Source organism: Chitinivorax tropicus, from assembly GCF_014202905.1.
Lineage (GTDB): Bacteria > Pseudomonadota > Gammaproteobacteria > Burkholderiales > SCOH01 > Chitinivorax > Chitinivorax tropicus.
This window is the reverse complement of record NZ_JACHHY010000023.1, coordinates 1-15765: the sequence shown is the minus strand read 5'-3', so window position 1 is coordinate 15765 and position 15765 is coordinate 1. Positions and strand designations below refer to the sequence as shown.

The window sequence follows — 15765 nt, the reverse complement described above, 5'->3', positions numbered from 1 at the left end:
ATGCAACGCAAGCCCAGCTTCCCGCCCATTTTTCAGGCTGATGCCCGGTTACTGATCCTGGGCAGCCTGCCTGGTGATGCCTCGCTGGATGCGGCCCAGTACTATGCACACCCGCGCAATCAATTCTGGCGCTTGCTGGGTGATCTCCTACAGCAACCGCTGGTGGAATTGAGTTATCCACAACGTCTGGATCTGCTGATCAAGCATCGCATCGCCTTATGGGACGTAATCGCTGATGCACATCGAGATGGCAGTCTGGACAGCCAGATCCGTGCTGAGCGACACAACGATCTCACCTCACTGATCCGCCAGCTCCCAGCGCTACGGTTGATTGCCTTCAATGGCAAAACCGCCGCCAAGCAAGCCCAAGCGATTGCCACATTGGGTATCGACATGCTGACGCTGCCTTCCTCCAGCCCTGCATTCAGGTTGCCTTATGAACAGAAACGAACCCATTGGCTGGGCATGCTGCGGGCGCTGGCTTAGGGCAACTGCTTGTCAGCCCGGCAACCTGGCATGGGAACCCACTTGATTGATCCAGCTGGTGACCGGTGCATTGACGCCAGGGCGATCGCAGCGGTGTGGCTGCTAATGTTTTCAACCGGCTCAATGTCGAGAAATTTTACATAAAATGAATAAATAATTAATTACTTATATCCAAATATACAATAAATTAAAATATACAAATAACATAAAAATATTTCCTGGCGCACCCCGCCAGCCCATCCATCCCAGCTCCGCGCGCGAATCGCCCCTTCCGGCCTACATTTTGCTTATAGATGATGACAGGCCATTTGCCGAACTCAGCTCTGCTGATACAGCTTCCTGACCACCCAATCTCTGCATATCCGGTTAGATCAATCCGCCAAAACACCCTGAGCAGCAAACTGGAATCCCCTCTGCGCTTTTCCACTTCATCGTCCCGCTGATCAGCGTTTTACATGGCAAAAAGGAGTCATTGACATGTCCAAGAATATTGTTTTTTGTGCCGACGGAACCTGGAATGGCCCGCAGCAAGATGAAAACAATGATCAGATCGCAGACCCCACCAATGTCTATAAGCTGTTCAACAACCTGGCGGGGGAGGTTGCTCAATCAGCATGCAGTGCAGACGAGCAGGAGAAATATGCCATGCAGGATGGGCACCCCCTCCAAGTGGCCAAGTATCTACATGGCGTGGGGGATTCCAGCAACCTGTTCATCCAGATATTTGGCGGCGGGTTGGGAGTAGGCACCATCTGCCGCATTGTGCGTGGCTATACCTTCATCTCAAGGCATTATGAGCCGGGTGATCACATCTACATCACCGGGTTCAGCAGAGGGGCTTACACGGCCCGCGCCCTGGCGGGACTGATCTGCAGCAAGGGCCTGCTGAGCCAGCCCCTGGCATGCGACCCTGACAAAAAGCGGGTTTATCAGTTGGGCATTCAGACTTGGCGTGACTATCGCCAAGGCCGGCAAGATGCAGATGGCAACCTGCTCAGCAAGCTGTCGGATTTGATCCGTGAGATTCCACTCAACTTCACCAAGCCGCCATCCGACCGCGATTACACGCCGGTGGATCATATTCAGGCCGTTGCCGTCTGGGATACGGTCGGGTCGTTGGGTATCCCAACCTATGATGACGAGACCCAGCAACGGTTGGATATGTTCCGCTTTGCGGATACGGCGCTCAACCCCAAGGTGGTCATGGGTTTGCACGCCATTTCGCTGGATGAGATGCGGCCCGATTTCTCCCCCACGCTGTGGGATCAGCGTACCGGCATCACCCAGATGCTGTTCCCCGGTGCCCATGCCGACGTGGGGGGTGGCTACCCGACCAGCGATCACGAAAGTGAGCTGTCAGACATTGCGCTGGACTGGATGCAACAGGCGCTTCTGCCATGTGGCTTACACCTTGCCCGTGCTGTGCCACAGACACCAACTGCAGCGCAGACGGGCGTTGCACACCAACCTTGGATTCATGCACCTTGGTCGATCAAGCCTCGTATGCCACGGTGCTTTCCCAAGCACATCGATGTCCACCCCTCCGTTACAGACAGGATGCAGGCATCACTGGTAATCAGTGAACCTGGAACTACAGCAACAGCCTACGCGCCGGTCAACCGCCCCTGATCAACAGGGCAACCGCACCGCCAGCGGGAGATGAATGATGTTCAACTCAAAACCGATCATGCGCTCTGCCACCATCAAACAGTTATGCATTGATTTGCTGATTGCTGAGATTGGCAACCTGCCCCGCGATACCGATGCCCGCGTTCTAGAGGATTGTGAGGCATTTACCCATGCGGTACATGACAAACAGGATCTTCGCTGGCGGCAGATTTTTCAGATGGAACAGAACCTGCTCAGCGCCCTGACCTTGGATCAACTCGAATTGCGGGCACAGATGCTGTCGGGCCTGGGCGTGAATCAACTGGCAATCCCCGCCCGGCCCAGCTTCAGCGCAGAGGTCACACCAGCACAACGTGAACAAGTCATGGCCGGCTATAAGGTGAAATTGCTGGCATGGTCGCGGGAGATGACCCGCGAGCGACAATGGCGGCTATCGAAAAGCCTGATGCAGCAACGCTGGATACGGGCCGTCCGTATCAGCCTGGGTGCCCGACTGGCATGCAGCCTGTCGGTATTATTGACACTGGGCACAATTGTCCAACACGCCTGGGGCTGCGTCGGCACAGTCATGACCTGCTGGGTAGTGGCGCTGGGCATGGTCGGCGCCTACGCCAGTGTGTTGCGCCGAGCGCAACAAGGCAAGCTGGCCGCCGATGCAACCAGCCCCTTGCACATCGGGGAAATGGCCGAGCTGGCCTATGCACGTGATTCCGTCTTCACCAGCGTCGTATTGGGCGGCATATTTTCCCTGATCGGCATGCTGTTTTTGAATAGCGGGCTGCTGAACACGCTGCTCGGTCAGAAAGTCATCGACTCGCTGCTACCCTGCATCGATCTCCTATCCTGCAGTGGCCTGCCAGATGGGCAATCCACCGCTGCGTGCAAGGGCGGCAATCAACTGGCTCGCCTGGGTGTCTGGTCATTTCTGTTTGGATTCACCGAAACCCTGGTGCCCGATGTGCTGGACAAACTCTCCGGCCAACTCAAGACCAAGCTGGCCAAATAAGCCCCTGACCAGCCGGGGCGCACGCTCTCGGGTCGTTGCCAGATCGGTGGCCACCCGAGGCTTGCCATTGAATCCCCTCTTTTTTTCGACTAGTCTCTTGGGTTTGCACATAGCTATATGCATTTCTATGCAATGCATACCTGCCACAGAAATGGCAGCTCCACCACTCAATATGAACACAAACCCCTTGCCATGTTAAAAAAGATTGATGGTTATAGCTGGGCCATTTTGGCTGCATTTGGCTTTTCGATGAAAGCCATCTTCGTCAAGCTCGCCTACCAGACTGCGCCAGTGAGTGCCACGACCCTGCTCGCCATGCGCATGGCCATCGCCCTGCCCTTCTTCGCGTGGATGGCCCGCCTGGGTGCACAACAAAAACCCGTGCCGCTGACCGCCTCGCGGCTTGGGCAGGTGGTGGCCTTGGGCTGCTTGGGTTATTACTTGTCCAGTCTGTTCGATTTCGAGGGCTTGCGCCATATCACCGCCGGGCTGGAACGCCTGATCCTTTACCTCTACCCGACCATGGTGCTGTTGATCCAGGCCGTGCTGATGCGCAAGCCCCCCAGCAACCGCGCCTGGCAAGCCATTGGCTTGTGTTATCTGGGGTTGGCCATTGCATTCGGGCACGACCTGCAACTGGGCTCGCAGGAATCAGTCTGGCTAGGGGGCGCATGGGTTTTTGCCAGTGCCGTGACCTACGCGATTTATTACGTTGGCACCGGCAAAGTCGTTGGCGTGTTGGGCCCGATGCAGTTGACCGGGTTGTCGGGCACGGCATCCTGCCTGATGGTCTTGGCCCATTGGGCCATTACCGATGCCAATACGCAGCCAGCTGCCTTGCCGATCCAGATCTGGGGCTATGCGACAGCCATGGCGATGTTCTCGACCGTACTGCCGATCTGGGCGCTCGCCCAGGCCATCCGCCGCATGGGCACGTCCGACGCGGCTGCCATTGGCGCACTCGGCCCGGCCTTGACGATTCTGTTTGCCTGGTGGTGGCTTGGGGAATCGCTATCCTGGTGGCAGATGGCTGGTATGGGGCTGATCATCATAGGCGTCATCCGCCTGAAACCCGCCAAGGCACCCGCCGACAAGTGACGGCATTGCAGTTGATGCGGCGCAATACGGATTGCGCCGTCTTCAAGGTTCAGACGGGATTTATGAGTTAAAATTCATATGAGCACGTTTGTTGAGCCTGTCATGCAAATCACCACACAAGATTCTGATCAATTACTGCGCGGCATCGTCATTCCCCCCCGCCCAACCATCATGCTGGCATTGCAAGAAGCCCAGCAGGGAGGGGATCCGGAGCCCAGCGACATCGCGGCACTCATCAGCCAGGACGTCAGCTTGTCCGCCGCCATGCTGAAAACCGTCAATTCACCTTTCTTCGGCCTGCCGCAGCGCGTCTCATCGGTTCCGCACGCGGTGATCCTGCTGGGTGTGCGCAATGCCATCCGCCTGGCCTCCGATCTGGCTTTGCGCAATGCGCTCAAGTGCGATGGCCATTACCATGTCGAGCGGTTCTGGGACATGGCAACCCTCGATGCACAAGTCACCGCATTCCTGGCCGTGCAATTGAACCTGCCAGTTCGTGACCAAGCCTATACCTTCGGCCTGTTCCAGAACTGCGGCATCCCCCTGTTGCTGGCCCGTTTCAAGGACTATCAGGACACCCTGGATCTGGCCTATGCCTCGCGCAACAAGCCCTTCACCACCATCGAAATGGATCGCCATGGCACCCACCACGCAGTGATCGGTTATCTGGTCGCGCGCTGCTGGTTTTTACCGGAATCCATTGGTCAAGCCATTCTGACGCACCACGACGGCACGGTCTTCACCGAACCCAGCAGCGAGATCACCGATGAAGTGCGGACGCTGGTTGCATTGGCCAAGCTGGGCGAGCAGATCTCGCACGGCTTCCTGCACCTGCCACGCGACCAGGAATGGCCCACCATAGGCCGGGCCGTGCTGGATCACCTGCACCTGTCCCATGATGAATACGAAGATCTGTGCGATGCCATTCAGCAGATGCTCGAAAGGCAAGGCCAGGAATAATGAAGACCTTTGGCTTTGCAGGCTGGTCTGGCAGCGGTAAAACCACGCTGATCGAGCAAGTCCTGCCCCACTTGACCACAAAAGGGCTGCGGGTTTCGCTGATCAAACATACTCACCACGATTTTGAGCTGGATCAACCAGGGAAAGACAGCTGGCGCCATCGCCAGGCTGGCGCACACGAGGTGCTGCTGGCAGGCGGCCAACGATGGGCTTTGTTGCATGAGCTGCGTGATCAGCCCTCCCCTTCGCTGACCGATCTGCTCGCCCGCCTCTCCCCTTGCGATCTGGTCCTGGTCGAGGGTTTCAAGCGTGAGCCGATACCCAAGCTGGAGGTGCATCGACCCGCGCTGGGCAAAGCCATGCTGCACCCAGATGACCCTGATATCGTTGCCATTGCCTGTGATCAATGGATTGACGCCCCGCTGCCAAGGCTTGACCTGAACCGCGCCGACGAGATCGCACAATTTATTTTGGATTGGATTCAAACATGACTCACCCCACCCCGCTGACCGTCGATGAGGCGCTGGCCCAGGTGCTGGCCCAGGCCACCATCACCACCCAGATCGTCGATGTGCCACTGACCCAGGCCCATCAACACATCCTGGCCATCGATCAGATCTCGCCGCTGGATGTCCCCCCTCATGACAACAGTGCCATGGATGGCTATGCCGTCAACGTGACCGATCTGGCGGCGGACCCACAAAGTGCGCTACCGGTCAGCCAACGCATTCCTGCCGGCACTGTCGGGCAGCCGCTGCAGAGCGGCACCGTTGCACGCATCTTCACCGGTGCGCCCATTCCTCCCGGTTGCGATGCAGTGGTAATGCAGGAAGACACCATCAGTGATGGCGAAATGATCCGCGTCACGCAGCCCGTCAAACTGGGGCAACATATTCGCCGCAAAGGGGAAGACATTGCCCAGGGCAGCGTGATCCTGCCTGCTGGCAGCCGGCTGGGTGCCGCCCAGCTAGGCCTGGCGGCATCGGTCGGGCTGGCTACACTGCCAATCAGGCGTGCGCTGAAAGTCGCCATCCTGTCAACCGGCGACGAGCTGGTCGATCCAGGCAGCCCGCTCGGCCCTGGCCAGATCTATAACTCCAACCGCTATGTCTTGACCAGCCTGCTGGCCAATCTGGGTTGCGAGGTATTGGACCAAGGCAATATTCCCGACAACCTGCGCGCCACCCAGGATGCCCTGCAACGTGCAGCTACCGAAGCCGATCTGATATTGAGCTGCGGTGGCGTATCGGTCGGTGAGGAAGATCACGTCAAAGCCGCCATCGAGGCGACAGGCAGCCTGAATCTGTGGCGTATCGCCATGAAGCCTGGCAAGCCATTGGCCATGGGCAAAGTCGGCACCACTCCGTTCATTGGGCTGCCCGGCAATCCCGTGTCGGCCTTCGTCACCTTTCTGCTGTTCGTGCGGCCTTTCATCCTGACCTGCCAGGGCGCCAGCCAAGTTCTACCCGCGCCGCTCAAGGTCACAGCAGGCTTTGACTGGCCCAAGCCAGATAAGCGCCGCGAGTTCTTGCGCGCCCGACTGACAGCCTCGATGACCGGCGCACCCGAGGCCACCCTGTTTGCGCATCAGGGCTCTGGGGTATTGACCTCATGTGCGTGGGCAGATGGGCTGGTGGACGTTCCCGCTGGGCGGGCCATCAAGGCTGGCGAGCTGGTCAGCTTCGTTCCCTTCAGCCACCTGCAGGCCACTTGAAAGGCCCTACGCTGGGTGGCAGGCAACGGCCCAACCATCTCACACCCCAGTCGGGGTGGCGTGCCCGCCAATCCAGCCATGCAATGAAAAACGCATCTTGCCCGTCGGGCAAGATGCGTTCAGCTGAAACAAATTCAAACGTATATGTCGATCCTGGCGCGCTGCTCGGCACGTGCAGCCTGATCTTGCAGGCGTTGCAGGCTTGCATCGGCAATTTGCTGCTTTTTGCTGTCTACGCGGTCCGCACCGCTTCGCACATCACTGAAGATCTGGCTGGTCACTTGCGTCAAAGTCTGTGACATCGACGCATTGAAGCTCTTCAAACCATTGATATTCATGCAACACCCTCCTCATCTTGGGGATGGCCAATCAGACGCTCGCGGCACCACCATTGCTTGTCAGCTCAGGCTACAGCCAAGAAATCCACTTCCCACTTTCGGTATAGCGCATCTTGCTGGAAATGGCCAACCCATCGGAAGGTTCGATCCACGCCGCGTCCTCACCTGTATCGGATCATATCGGCACAGCACCGCATGCCGCGTGACATCCCGTAGATAGTGGACATAGGAGCCCAGGCGATCAAGGCTAAGCCTTCGACCCAGTCAGCTACGGCACTGTCAGCGGCGGGTCACTTCGATGACACCCGGCACATCACGGATCAAGGTGGTGATCCGCCGTAGCTGCTCGCCATCGCGGATTTCAACGGTAAAACGCATGAAGGCGCGATGATCCTTGGACAAGGTATTGGCAGCAGTGATATTCACTTTGTCACGCATGATGGCATCTGAAATATCGCGCAACAGGCTCTGCCGGTCGTGTGCTTCCACCTCGATTTCAACTGGGAACACTGTGTCCTGACGATGCCCCCAGCTGGCCTCGATCAGCCGCTCGGGCGCGTGGGCCGACAGCCGTTTCAGCGTCAGGCATTGGCTGCGATGGATGCTGATCCCACGGCCACGCGTGACGAATCCGACGATATCGTCGGGCGGCACAGGTTTACAGCACTTGGACAGCTGCGTCATCAACTTGTCCACACCGACAATCAACACCCCCTGGCTATGGCGGGAAGCGCGTGATTGCCGCACCAACTGCGCGGGCTCAGGCTCCGCCACAACGGGCGACTCTGCCTGGTGCAACGCCGCTGCCAGCTGGCGCAGCGTGATTTCGTCATGGCCCAATGCCTTATAGAACTCGTCAACCGACGCATAGCCCAGCTTCTCAGCGATCTGCTCCAGCTTGGGCTGGGTGATGCCCTGCCGGGCGACCTCGCGCTCGAATACCAGGCGGCCTTCGTGGATGGCAATGTCAGTATGCTGGGCGCGAATCCAAGCACGCACCTTCTGCATGGCCCGTGGGCTTTTCAAAAAGCCGCGATGCAACCAGTCCACACTCGGGCCACCTTGCTTGGCCGCCAGGATCTCGATGCGCTGCCCGTTGTCCAGTGAGGTATCCAGCGGTACGATCTTGCCATCGACCTTGGCCCCACGGCAGCGGTGCCCCAGGTCGGTGTGGACATGGTAGGCAAAATCAACCGGTGTCGATCCTTTGGGCAAGGCCACCACTTTGCCCTGTGGCGTCAAGACATAGACGCTGTCCTGAAACAGCTCGGTGCGGAATTGATGGGCCAGGTCACTCACGTCACTGACATCATCTCGCCATTCCAGAATCTGCCGCAGCCAGGCTATCTTCTCTTCGTACTTGGGATCTTGCTTGCCACCTTCTTTGTAGCGCCAATGCGCTGCCACGCCCAGCTCGGCATGCCGGTGCATGTCGTAGGTGCGGATCTGCACCTCGACAGCCTTGTCATTGGGACCGACAACAGCGGTATGCAGCGATCGATAGAAATTACCCTTGGGCTGGGCAATATAGTCGTCGAATTCACCTGGAATCGGCTGCCACAGGTTATGGACGATGCCCAGCACGGTGTAGCAATCCTTGATGTCCTCAACCAGCACCCGGACGGCGCGGACATCATAGACCTCTGAAAAATCGAGATGTTTCTTCTGCATCTTTTTATAGATGCTGTAGATATGCTTGGGCCGCCCAGTCACCTCACCTTGGATCTCTGCCTTGGAAAGCTCAATGCGCAATGTGGCCAGCACATCGGCAATGAATTGCTCACGATCCAGCCGCTTTTCATCCAGCAGCTTGGCAATCTTTTTGTATAGCTGCGGCTCAAGGTAGCGAAATGCGAGGTCTTCCAGCTCCCACTTGATCTGCCACACACCCAGCCGATTCGCCAACGGTGCAAACACGTCCAGCGTTTCGCGGGCGACCATGCGAGCCGTGTCGGCATCCACCTCAGACAGGTAATGCATAGTCTGCGTGCGCCATGCCAATTTGATCAGCACCGCGCGGATGTCCTCCACCATGGCCAGCAGCATCTTGCGTAGCGCCTCGGCCTGGGCATGCCGCTCATCGGCCTTGAGCGCCGGGGAATCCAGACGCTGTAGCTCCTGGATCTTACGTACCCGGCCAATGCCATCGATCAGCTTGGTCACCGTTTCACCAAACCGCGCTTCGCAAGCCACCCGCCAATTGCTGTCCACATCGGGCCAGGCAAACAGCAGCGAGGCCACGACTGCATCTGCATCCAGTTTCAGCTGGGCCGTGATGGCCGCCGTTCCCAGTGTATGAGGCAACAGCGCCTCGCCAGTCTCTGCAATACACATGCCCTGGAAGAGTGGCGTCAGCAATTCGAGCGCCTGATCCATGCGCACCAGATCGGCTGGTGCATATTGTGCGGACAGCTGCGATAAAAAGGCCTGGCGATCAGGCTGGACATCTTTTGAAGGTGTGATGGGGCGGGTAACGGAAACCATGGCCTGCATTATGCCAGATTTGCCCCATGCTTCGCTTGATACGTTTGACCCACCCAATTATGGCAATATCATCAATAAGCGCTTGAAAGCAAAAACATTACATTTGACGTTTCAAATAAAAACAGCCAAGCAGATCGCTTGGCTGTCTTAACCGGCTACAACCTGATCAATCAGGCTTCTGCAGTCGCGGGTGTCTTCTTGCGAGATACTGCAGAAACGGCTTTGGCTGACGATGTGGCAGCAGCCACGCCCGCTTCGGTCAAATCGCTGCTGACGCGCTGGGCGGCCTTGGTGACATTGTCGTAGGTGGCTGCTGCAGCGGCCACTGCGGTCTTGATGGCGTTGATGGCCACTTCAGAACCAGCGGGGGCGTACTTTTGCAGGTTGTCGATCAGCTCTGCAACGCTTTTGTTGGTGTGAACGACTTCTTCCTCGATGACCTTGGCAAACTCAGCCTGTGTTGCGGACGCCGCTTCATAGAAGCTTTTTGCAACATCCAGCGCTTTGTCCAGCGATGGTTTGGTGGCTTCTTGATGCAGTGAGGACAGACCTTGCAGATCTTTCACCTTGCTCAGGCTTTTGGCTTGCTCGCTGGATTCAGCGATCAGGCTTTTGGTCACTTCAAGCTGCAGATTGACGAGACGCTCGATGCCGCCCAATGCGATGTTGGACACACGAATCGCCTTGCTGAAATTGATTTCCTGTAACTCTGCCAACTTTTCAGGGGTAATGAACATGATTACACCTCTTCCTGTTTTCGTTAATCGAAGACTTCAAATTTTTGCACTGCATCATTGCCTATTCTAAGTGGCCGACAGCAGCTGTCAAGCACTTTTGTGCACCGCACAACAAGAAGAATCGATGCCTCGAATCCCACAAAGATTCGCATAAAGACGTGACAAATCCATGAAAGAAAATTGAAATTTGACAGCCGATGCACTCAATGATTACACAACGACATTCGGATCATCATATAAATATGGTGCAGCGCAGCGTAGCAGATCTCACCCTAGCTGCTTCTGTCGAATGGCCAACACTGCCTGGTTGCGTAGCGTTTTGAGGAGATTCAGCTCTTGGGGTGCGATCTTGAGCTGATTGGCCATGGCTTTGTCGCCATAGAACAAGCCCAGGATCTTTTTTTCGATCACCAACGGCAGCAGGATGAAGGTTTGGGCTGGCACCAGGGCGCGGTACCAGTCGGGGATCTTGTCGCGGATGTTTTCGGCCTCGATATCAGCCAGAAAGATATCTGCCTGTTTTTCCAATGCCACTTGAAACACATCGTGGGTTTTGGCTATGGGAACCACAAAGCGTTTCAGCAGCTCATCCACCCCTTGGCCAAAGCCGATGCGGGCGGGTAGTGAATTGCTGCGGACATCTCGTGTACATAGCAGGACTCGGTCAAAACCCATGCCACGGTACATGGTTTCCAGAATGATGCGCAGCAGGTCATTCAATTGGTACTGCTCGACCAGTGAGTTGGTGATGTCTTGAATCCCTGCCGACAAGACGGCTTTGGCATCATGCACCTGCGTGTCGTCAGCATCAGCATCTGCCATGACATCTGCACTGGCAAACGGGTCATCCAAAGCATCGGCGCCTGACGGCTCCGCCGACCGGTCTGCTGCGCCGCCCACCCACTGCTTGGCCCGCCGCAGCGATTCGCTCTGATTGGTGCTGATGCCGAACATGGAGGCTTCTCGTAGGAATTCCTTGATGGTTTCATCCACCAGGCGCGTCATGTCCCCACTGCTCAGTGGCACCGCTGCCGAGAATCGATCTGCCAAACCCGCCAATGCTTTACTACGTTCATTGGCGGGCAGGTCGCCCGTTGCCATCAGGGTCAGTTGATTCGCCAGGCCAGACACGGCGCGCATGCGCTCGGTGGCGGTTTTCGGTGCCTTCAGCTTGTCTGGTGGGGTAGCCATGGATTCGATGATCTTGTCCGGAAAATTCCACGCCTGTGCAATGCCCATGCCAAGCGCTGACAAGGTCAAGCCGAGTACGTCCATTTCTGCGCGCTCCGCAGCCTGGCCTTCATGTTTCACCAGCCGATTGATCTCCATCGCTTCGTCAAACAGGTAGAACGTTGCCAACAGGCGCCCCAGGTTCTGAAACATGGCACCAATGAAGCTTTCCTCATGGCGGCGTGACCCCAGCTTGTGCTCAATCATTCTGGCCATTAATCCGCTGAAAAATGTCCGGATCACTTCGTCCCGCAGCTGGATGGCTTGGCTGCGATTTTGCAGATGCTCGAACAGTATCAATGTGATCGCCAGGTTGCGGACGACTTCAAAGCCCAGGATGATCACCGCACGGGAAATGGTGCTGATGGTACCGCCGAAATGGCCGTAGCTTGCCGAATTCACCAAGCGGAGTAATTTGTTGGTGAGTGAGAAGTCTTTCAGGATGACCGTTGACAACGCATGCAGGCTTTCCTCGTCTGCATTGCTGATTTTGTTGATGGCTGAGATAGCTTGCGACAACGCAGGGAAGTCACTTTTGAGACGAATCCGCCGGAGCAGGAATTCCAATGTGCCCGCCTGCCCCCCTCCCCCTTCCACCGCGTCGGCGGTGGCCGGCTTCTGATAGGCCTGCAGGGCTGTGCGCATGGCCTCGGCGCTGTTGAAACGATCGGTCGGGTCTTTCAACAAACCACGCATGACAATGTTGTCCAGGGCCTCCGGTATGCCTGTCACCAGCCGGGAAGGGGCCTCGAAAGGCTCGCTGCCAATGGCGTGCATGATCCTGAAGATATTGTCTCCAGTCACGGCGGGGCGCCCGGTCAGCATTTCGTACATGACCATGGCCATCGAAAACACATCTGCCGCCTTACCCTGGGCTTGGCCGGCAATGATCTCTGGTGCCATGTAATTGGCCGTGCCCGTCGGCATGGCCGCTACCTGGCCGGCAGCGCGGGCAATGCCAAAATCCATCAATCGCGCGACTTGTTGGGTGTCCAGCATGATATTGGCAGGTTTGATGTCGCAATGGACGATGTCTTTGCCGTGGGCAAAGGCCAAGCCATCCAGTATCTGTACCGCGATGGCAACGGCCTCCTCAGGCGGGAGATGACGGCGAGTCTTGAGCAGCTGGGCCAGGGTCTGCCCTTCGACATATTCGAAGACCAGATACCATAGGCCGTCCTGCTCGATGATGTCATACAGCCAGACGATATGAGGATGCTGTAATTGGCTGACGATCCGTGCCTCGTCCACCAGCGCCTGCATCGCTTGCGGGGTTCGCTTGTTCATGTGCAGGGTTTTGATGGCAACGGGGCGCTGCAGCTGTGGATCATGTGCGAAATAGACCGCGCCCTGCCCCCCTTTGCCCAGCAGACGGATCAATTGATAGCGGCCCACCTTGACGGGCATGCCCATATCAGCCATGTCGTATCCTTGTTTGCCAGGGCAATTCTTTGTCCGCCCAATTCAAGTCGATGTATTAGTTATAGTCGGTATCGATTCATTACTGGGTATCCGTTTAACGCTTTCTATCGCATAACCAGATGTCATGAGGTAGCATGATCGGCTTCCACTGACCTACAGGACGCCATCGACATGAATGTACGAATCTCGTTAGCCTGTCTTTTCATCACTAGCCTCATCAGCGCCTGTGACAAACCGGCCATCGAAACCGGCAACGCTGGTGGCTTGGTGACTGGCGCTGCCGGGCAGAAAGGCAGTAGCGGCGAAACGCGCCGAATCGAGAAATGTGCGCAACCCATTGCCACCATCGGTGTAATGGAGAACCCCAATGGCTACACCTACACCGCCAGCCGGGGCAATATCCCAGAGTCGCCACTGCCCTTGGTCAGAATGATGTTGCAGCAAAGTGGGTGCTTCCGGGTGGTTGATCGCAGCCAGGGGTTGAAAGGCACGCGGCAGGAGCTGGATCTGAAGGATGAGGGGCTGACCCGGGACAACACCACCGTCAACCCTCGCAAGCATGTGTTGGAGGCGCAATACATCATGACCCCGACACTGGTCTTCTCGGAAAAAAATGCTGGGGGCAGCGTCGGCGGCGTTTTGGCGCAGATCCCCGTACTGGCCAAATTTGCGGGGGCTGCAGAGCATGTCAAATTCAAAGAAGCGCAAGTTGTGCTGTCGCTGACGGATACCCAAACCACTGAGCAAGTCGTCATTGCAGAGGGCTCAGCCCGTGCAACCGATCTGGGCGCGGGCGGTTTGATGATCGGTGCCGCAGGCGGCGCTGGCGGTGCCGGCTGGAATCACACCAACGAAGGGAAAGTGATATCCGCCGCCTTTCTGGATGCGGTGAACAAGATGATTCCCCATGTGCGGGATCTGCAAGCCAAATCGCTCCCGCCAGCCCCGGCAGTCAAGGGATGAAAAAAGCCGACTCACGTCGGCTTTTCGAGCAACTTTAGCTGTTGGGCTTCGCTTGATTGTCTGCCTCAGCGTAGCTAGCCGCTCCTTCTGGCTGGCGATCTTTTGCGTACATGATTACCCTCTCAAGCCTTCGCCAAGGCCCAGTCGGCAATGGCACTAAGCTGGACTTCCATGAAGGCGGTTTCCTCTTATCAAACCATGCAATTGATCAGCTGCTTTGCCGATCCAGCCCATTGGGCGGTGCAGACAGGCAGGGGCTGCTGTGCTCAGCCGCTGCCATGCCACATGCGGGGCTTCAGTGCTCAGGGGGCATGGGTGGGTCTTGGTAATCAGTGTCGATCTGGTGACCTGCGGCTTTTTCTTTGGCCTCAGCTTCGGCACGTATGGCTTGATATTTTGGCTGCAATTTTGCTTGCACCGCCCGCCAGTCGCGGCGCTCCTCCGGCTTCATGCCATCTTGCATGGCGTGGGTCATCGGTCGGATAGTGATGGACATGAAATAGGCACCCGGCTTTTGTGGGTCGCGCTTGGTAATGTCGTGGGACAAGGCAATTTCAAGCCTGATGTGGTTGGCATGAAAGTTCCAAGAAATATCATCTGGTAACTGCATCCACTCTTCCAGTGTAGGTTTGTACTCAGGACGAAGGTTAAGCGCGGCATCAAGGTCCTTTTTGATCACCCGCCGCAGAATTTCTTTGGCCGTAAGCCTGGGGTAGGTAGTATATAAATAAGGCTTCCACCCTGCTTTCACGATGTCATCCAGCAGCTTGAAGAATGCCTGCCGGGCTTGGTCGTGCATTTCTTCTTTACCCTCGGTCAAGCCGCTGCTGATCAGTAAGTCAGCGATATGCTCTGTCGGAAAGTCTATATCTTCCGTCCCCATTACACCCAGCACTGCAGGAATCGAGAAACTGTGCCTGCCGAATTCAAAACGCAGCGTAACAGGGTGCTTCAGCATGGTCTCAAAATCAGCAGAATAAAAATTCAACCCGGCAGGCTGTTTATTTATCTGCATTTTGGGAAATTTAGCCTGCCAGCTGGTGACAGGTTCAAACAGGGATATTGAAACAGGCGTATTTGCATTGGTTGAGGTGTTCATAGGCTGTTTGTCTTTATGGGCAGGTTCAGTTTGACTCGGGTCGGTACAGCCAATCAGCGTTAAGGTCAGCAGCAGGCAGGCTATCAGCGCCTGGTAACTCACGGCTTTCATTCGAGATCCTCTCGGGCTTTGGCCAAGGCCCAGTCGGCAATGGCGCTCAACTGGATTTCCATGAAAGCAGTTCTCCTTTGCATCAGCCCATGAAATTGTTTTGCCGCCTCGCCGATCCAATACATGCGACTTCTGTAATCCTCCACAATCATATCCTCTGGCGCTTCTGACTTCAGCCTAGGGTCATCCGTTTCACAATGATTGGTGAACACAATCTGTTGCTTGGGCGAGATCCAGCGGATCGGCCAGCTGCGCATGGTGGCCAGAGCCCGCTTGAAATCCGCCTGCTCGTAAATCAGGGGCTGTAGCACCACGCCCTGCTCATGCTTGGCGATGGCCATCAGATGCTTAAGTTGATTCCTGGCTTTTATTTCTACGCTTGAAGCTGTCTCGATCTTGGGTATCAGCCGGAACGCTTCTTCAATAAACGGCGAAATCTGCAGGTGCTTCAAAATCGGCAAGGATTCCTCCGCCCAGGGCTGCAGTTG

14 protein-coding genes are annotated in these 15765 nt (G+C 56.6%); 8 read left to right on the top strand and 6 right to left on the bottom strand.

The genetic code is table 11. The features are described from left to right. The 7 genes from HNQ59_RS16095 to HNQ59_RS16065 all read left to right on the top strand — a co-directional run bounded on the left by HNQ59_RS16095 (window position 1) and on the right by HNQ59_RS16065 (window position 6893). Entirely contained in the window at window positions 1-486 is a 486-nt protein-coding gene (locus HNQ59_RS16095; RefSeq protein WP_184041424.1) for a DNA-deoxyinosine glycosylase, read from the top strand. Between the two features lie 477 nt (window positions 487-963). Then, window positions 964-2115 carry a DUF2235 domain-containing protein gene (locus tag HNQ59_RS16090; protein ID WP_184041423.1) on the top strand — a complete coding sequence of 384 codons (1152 nt, stop codon included), beginning with the start codon at window positions 964-966 and terminating at the stop codon, window positions 2113-2115. Window positions 2116-2149: 34 nt separating this feature from the next. Next, entirely contained in the window at window positions 2150-3121 is a 972-nt protein-coding gene (locus tag HNQ59_RS16085) for a hypothetical protein (RefSeq protein ID WP_221320271.1), read from the top strand. 192 nt (window positions 3122-3313) lie between these two features. After that, window positions 3314-4219 carry a DMT family transporter gene (locus HNQ59_RS16080; protein WP_184041421.1) on the top strand — a complete coding sequence of 302 codons (906 nt, stop codon included), beginning with the start codon at window positions 3314-3316 and terminating at the stop codon, window positions 4217-4219. 78 nt (window positions 4220-4297) lie between these two features. Then, window positions 4298-5179 carry an HDOD domain-containing protein gene (locus HNQ59_RS16075; protein WP_184041420.1) on the top strand — a complete coding sequence of 294 codons (882 nt, stop codon included), beginning with the start codon at window positions 4298-4300 and terminating at the stop codon, window positions 5177-5179. Then, a complete protein-coding gene (mobB, locus tag HNQ59_RS16070; RefSeq protein ID WP_184041419.1) occupies window positions 5179-5670 on the top strand; it encodes a molybdopterin-guanine dinucleotide biosynthesis protein B in 492 nt (163 codons plus the stop codon). Before HNQ59_RS16075 ends, mobB begins: the two co-directional genes overlap by 1 nt. Next, window positions 5667-6893 (top strand): molybdopterin molybdotransferase MoeA, encoded by a 1227-nt coding sequence (locus HNQ59_RS16065; RefSeq protein WP_184041418.1) that lies wholly within the window; start codon window positions 5667-5669, stop codon window positions 6891-6893. Before mobB ends, HNQ59_RS16065 begins: the two co-directional genes overlap by 4 nt. Before the next feature lie 134 nt (window positions 6894-7027). Here the strand turns inward: HNQ59_RS16065 and HNQ59_RS16060 are convergent, their stop codons facing one another. From HNQ59_RS16060 to HNQ59_RS16045, 4 genes are all read right to left on the bottom strand, one after another. Continuing rightward, complete coding sequence (locus tag HNQ59_RS16060; protein ID WP_184041417.1) at window positions 7028-7231, bottom strand: hypothetical protein; 204 nt, start codon at window positions 7229-7231, stop codon at window positions 7028-7030. A 279-nt stretch (window positions 7232-7510) separates the two neighbouring features. Further along, window positions 7511-9715 carry a RelA/SpoT family protein gene (locus HNQ59_RS16055; RefSeq protein WP_184041416.1) on the bottom strand — a complete coding sequence of 735 codons (2205 nt, stop codon included), beginning with the start codon at window positions 9713-9715 and terminating at the stop codon, window positions 7511-7513. A 170-nt stretch (window positions 9716-9885) separates the two neighbouring features. Continuing rightward, window positions 9886-10452 carry a phasin family protein gene (locus tag HNQ59_RS16050; protein WP_184041415.1) on the bottom strand — a complete coding sequence of 189 codons (567 nt, stop codon included), beginning with the start codon at window positions 10450-10452 and terminating at the stop codon, window positions 9886-9888. A 267-nt stretch (window positions 10453-10719) separates the two neighbouring features. Next, entirely contained in the window at window positions 10720-13104 is a 2385-nt protein-coding gene (locus tag HNQ59_RS16045; protein ID WP_184041414.1) for a serine/threonine protein kinase, read from the bottom strand. A 171-nt stretch (window positions 13105-13275) separates the two neighbouring features. Here HNQ59_RS16045 and HNQ59_RS16040 point away from each other — a divergent pair, with 171 nt between their 5' ends. Beyond that, a complete protein-coding gene (locus tag HNQ59_RS16040) occupies window positions 13276-14067 on the top strand; it encodes a CsgG/HfaB family protein (RefSeq protein WP_184041413.1) in 792 nt (263 codons plus the stop codon). A gap of 295 nt (window positions 14068-14362) precedes the next feature. On the opposite strand, the gene HNQ59_RS16035 is transcribed toward HNQ59_RS16040, so the two are convergent. After that, window positions 14363-15277 (bottom strand): hypothetical protein, encoded by a 915-nt coding sequence (locus HNQ59_RS16035; RefSeq protein WP_184041412.1) that lies wholly within the window; start codon window positions 15275-15277, stop codon window positions 14363-14365. After that, on the bottom strand, window positions 15274-15765 hold a 492-nt coding region (locus HNQ59_RS16030), incomplete at its 5' end, for a DUF2515 family protein (protein ID WP_425491401.1). The genes HNQ59_RS16035 and HNQ59_RS16030, both read right to left, overlap by 4 nt.

Coding starts and splice junctions, on each gene's coding strand:
- HNQ59_RS16095 (WP_184041424.1), top strand. CDS start 1: ATGCAACGCAAGCCCAGCTTCCCGCCCATTTTTCAGGCTGATGCCCGG.
- HNQ59_RS16050 (WP_184041415.1), bottom strand. CDS start 10,452: ATGTTCATTACCCCTGAAAAGTTGGCAGAGTTACAGGAAATCAATTTC.
- HNQ59_RS16040 (WP_184041413.1), top strand. CDS start 13,276: ATGAATGTACGAATCTCGTTAGCCTGTCTTTTCATCACTAGCCTCATC.
- HNQ59_RS16055 (WP_184041416.1), bottom strand. CDS start 9,715: ATGGTTTCCGTTACCCGCCCCATCACACCTTCAAAAGATGTCCAGCCT.
- HNQ59_RS16080 (WP_184041421.1), top strand. CDS start 3,314: ATGTTAAAAAAGATTGATGGTTATAGCTGGGCCATTTTGGCTGCATTT.
- mobB (WP_184041419.1), top strand. CDS start 5,179: ATGAAGACCTTTGGCTTTGCAGGCTGGTCTGGCAGCGGTAAAACCACG.
- HNQ59_RS16045 (WP_184041414.1), bottom strand. CDS start 13,104: ATGGCTGATATGGGCATGCCCGTCAAGGTGGGCCGCTATCAATTGATC.
- HNQ59_RS16085 (WP_221320271.1), top strand. CDS start 2,150: ATGATGTTCAACTCAAAACCGATCATGCGCTCTGCCACCATCAAACAG.
- HNQ59_RS16090 (WP_184041423.1), top strand. CDS start 964: ATGTCCAAGAATATTGTTTTTTGTGCCGACGGAACCTGGAATGGCCCG.
- HNQ59_RS16075 (WP_184041420.1), top strand. CDS start 4,298: ATGAGCACGTTTGTTGAGCCTGTCATGCAAATCACCACACAAGATTCT.
- HNQ59_RS16035 (WP_184041412.1), bottom strand. CDS start 15,277: ATGAAAGCCGTGAGTTACCAGGCGCTGATAGCCTGCCTGCTGCTGACC.
- HNQ59_RS16065 (WP_184041418.1), top strand. CDS start 5,667: ATGACTCACCCCACCCCGCTGACCGTCGATGAGGCGCTGGCCCAGGTG.
- HNQ59_RS16060 (WP_184041417.1), bottom strand. CDS start 7,231: ATGAATATCAATGGTTTGAAGAGCTTCAATGCGTCGATGTCACAGACT.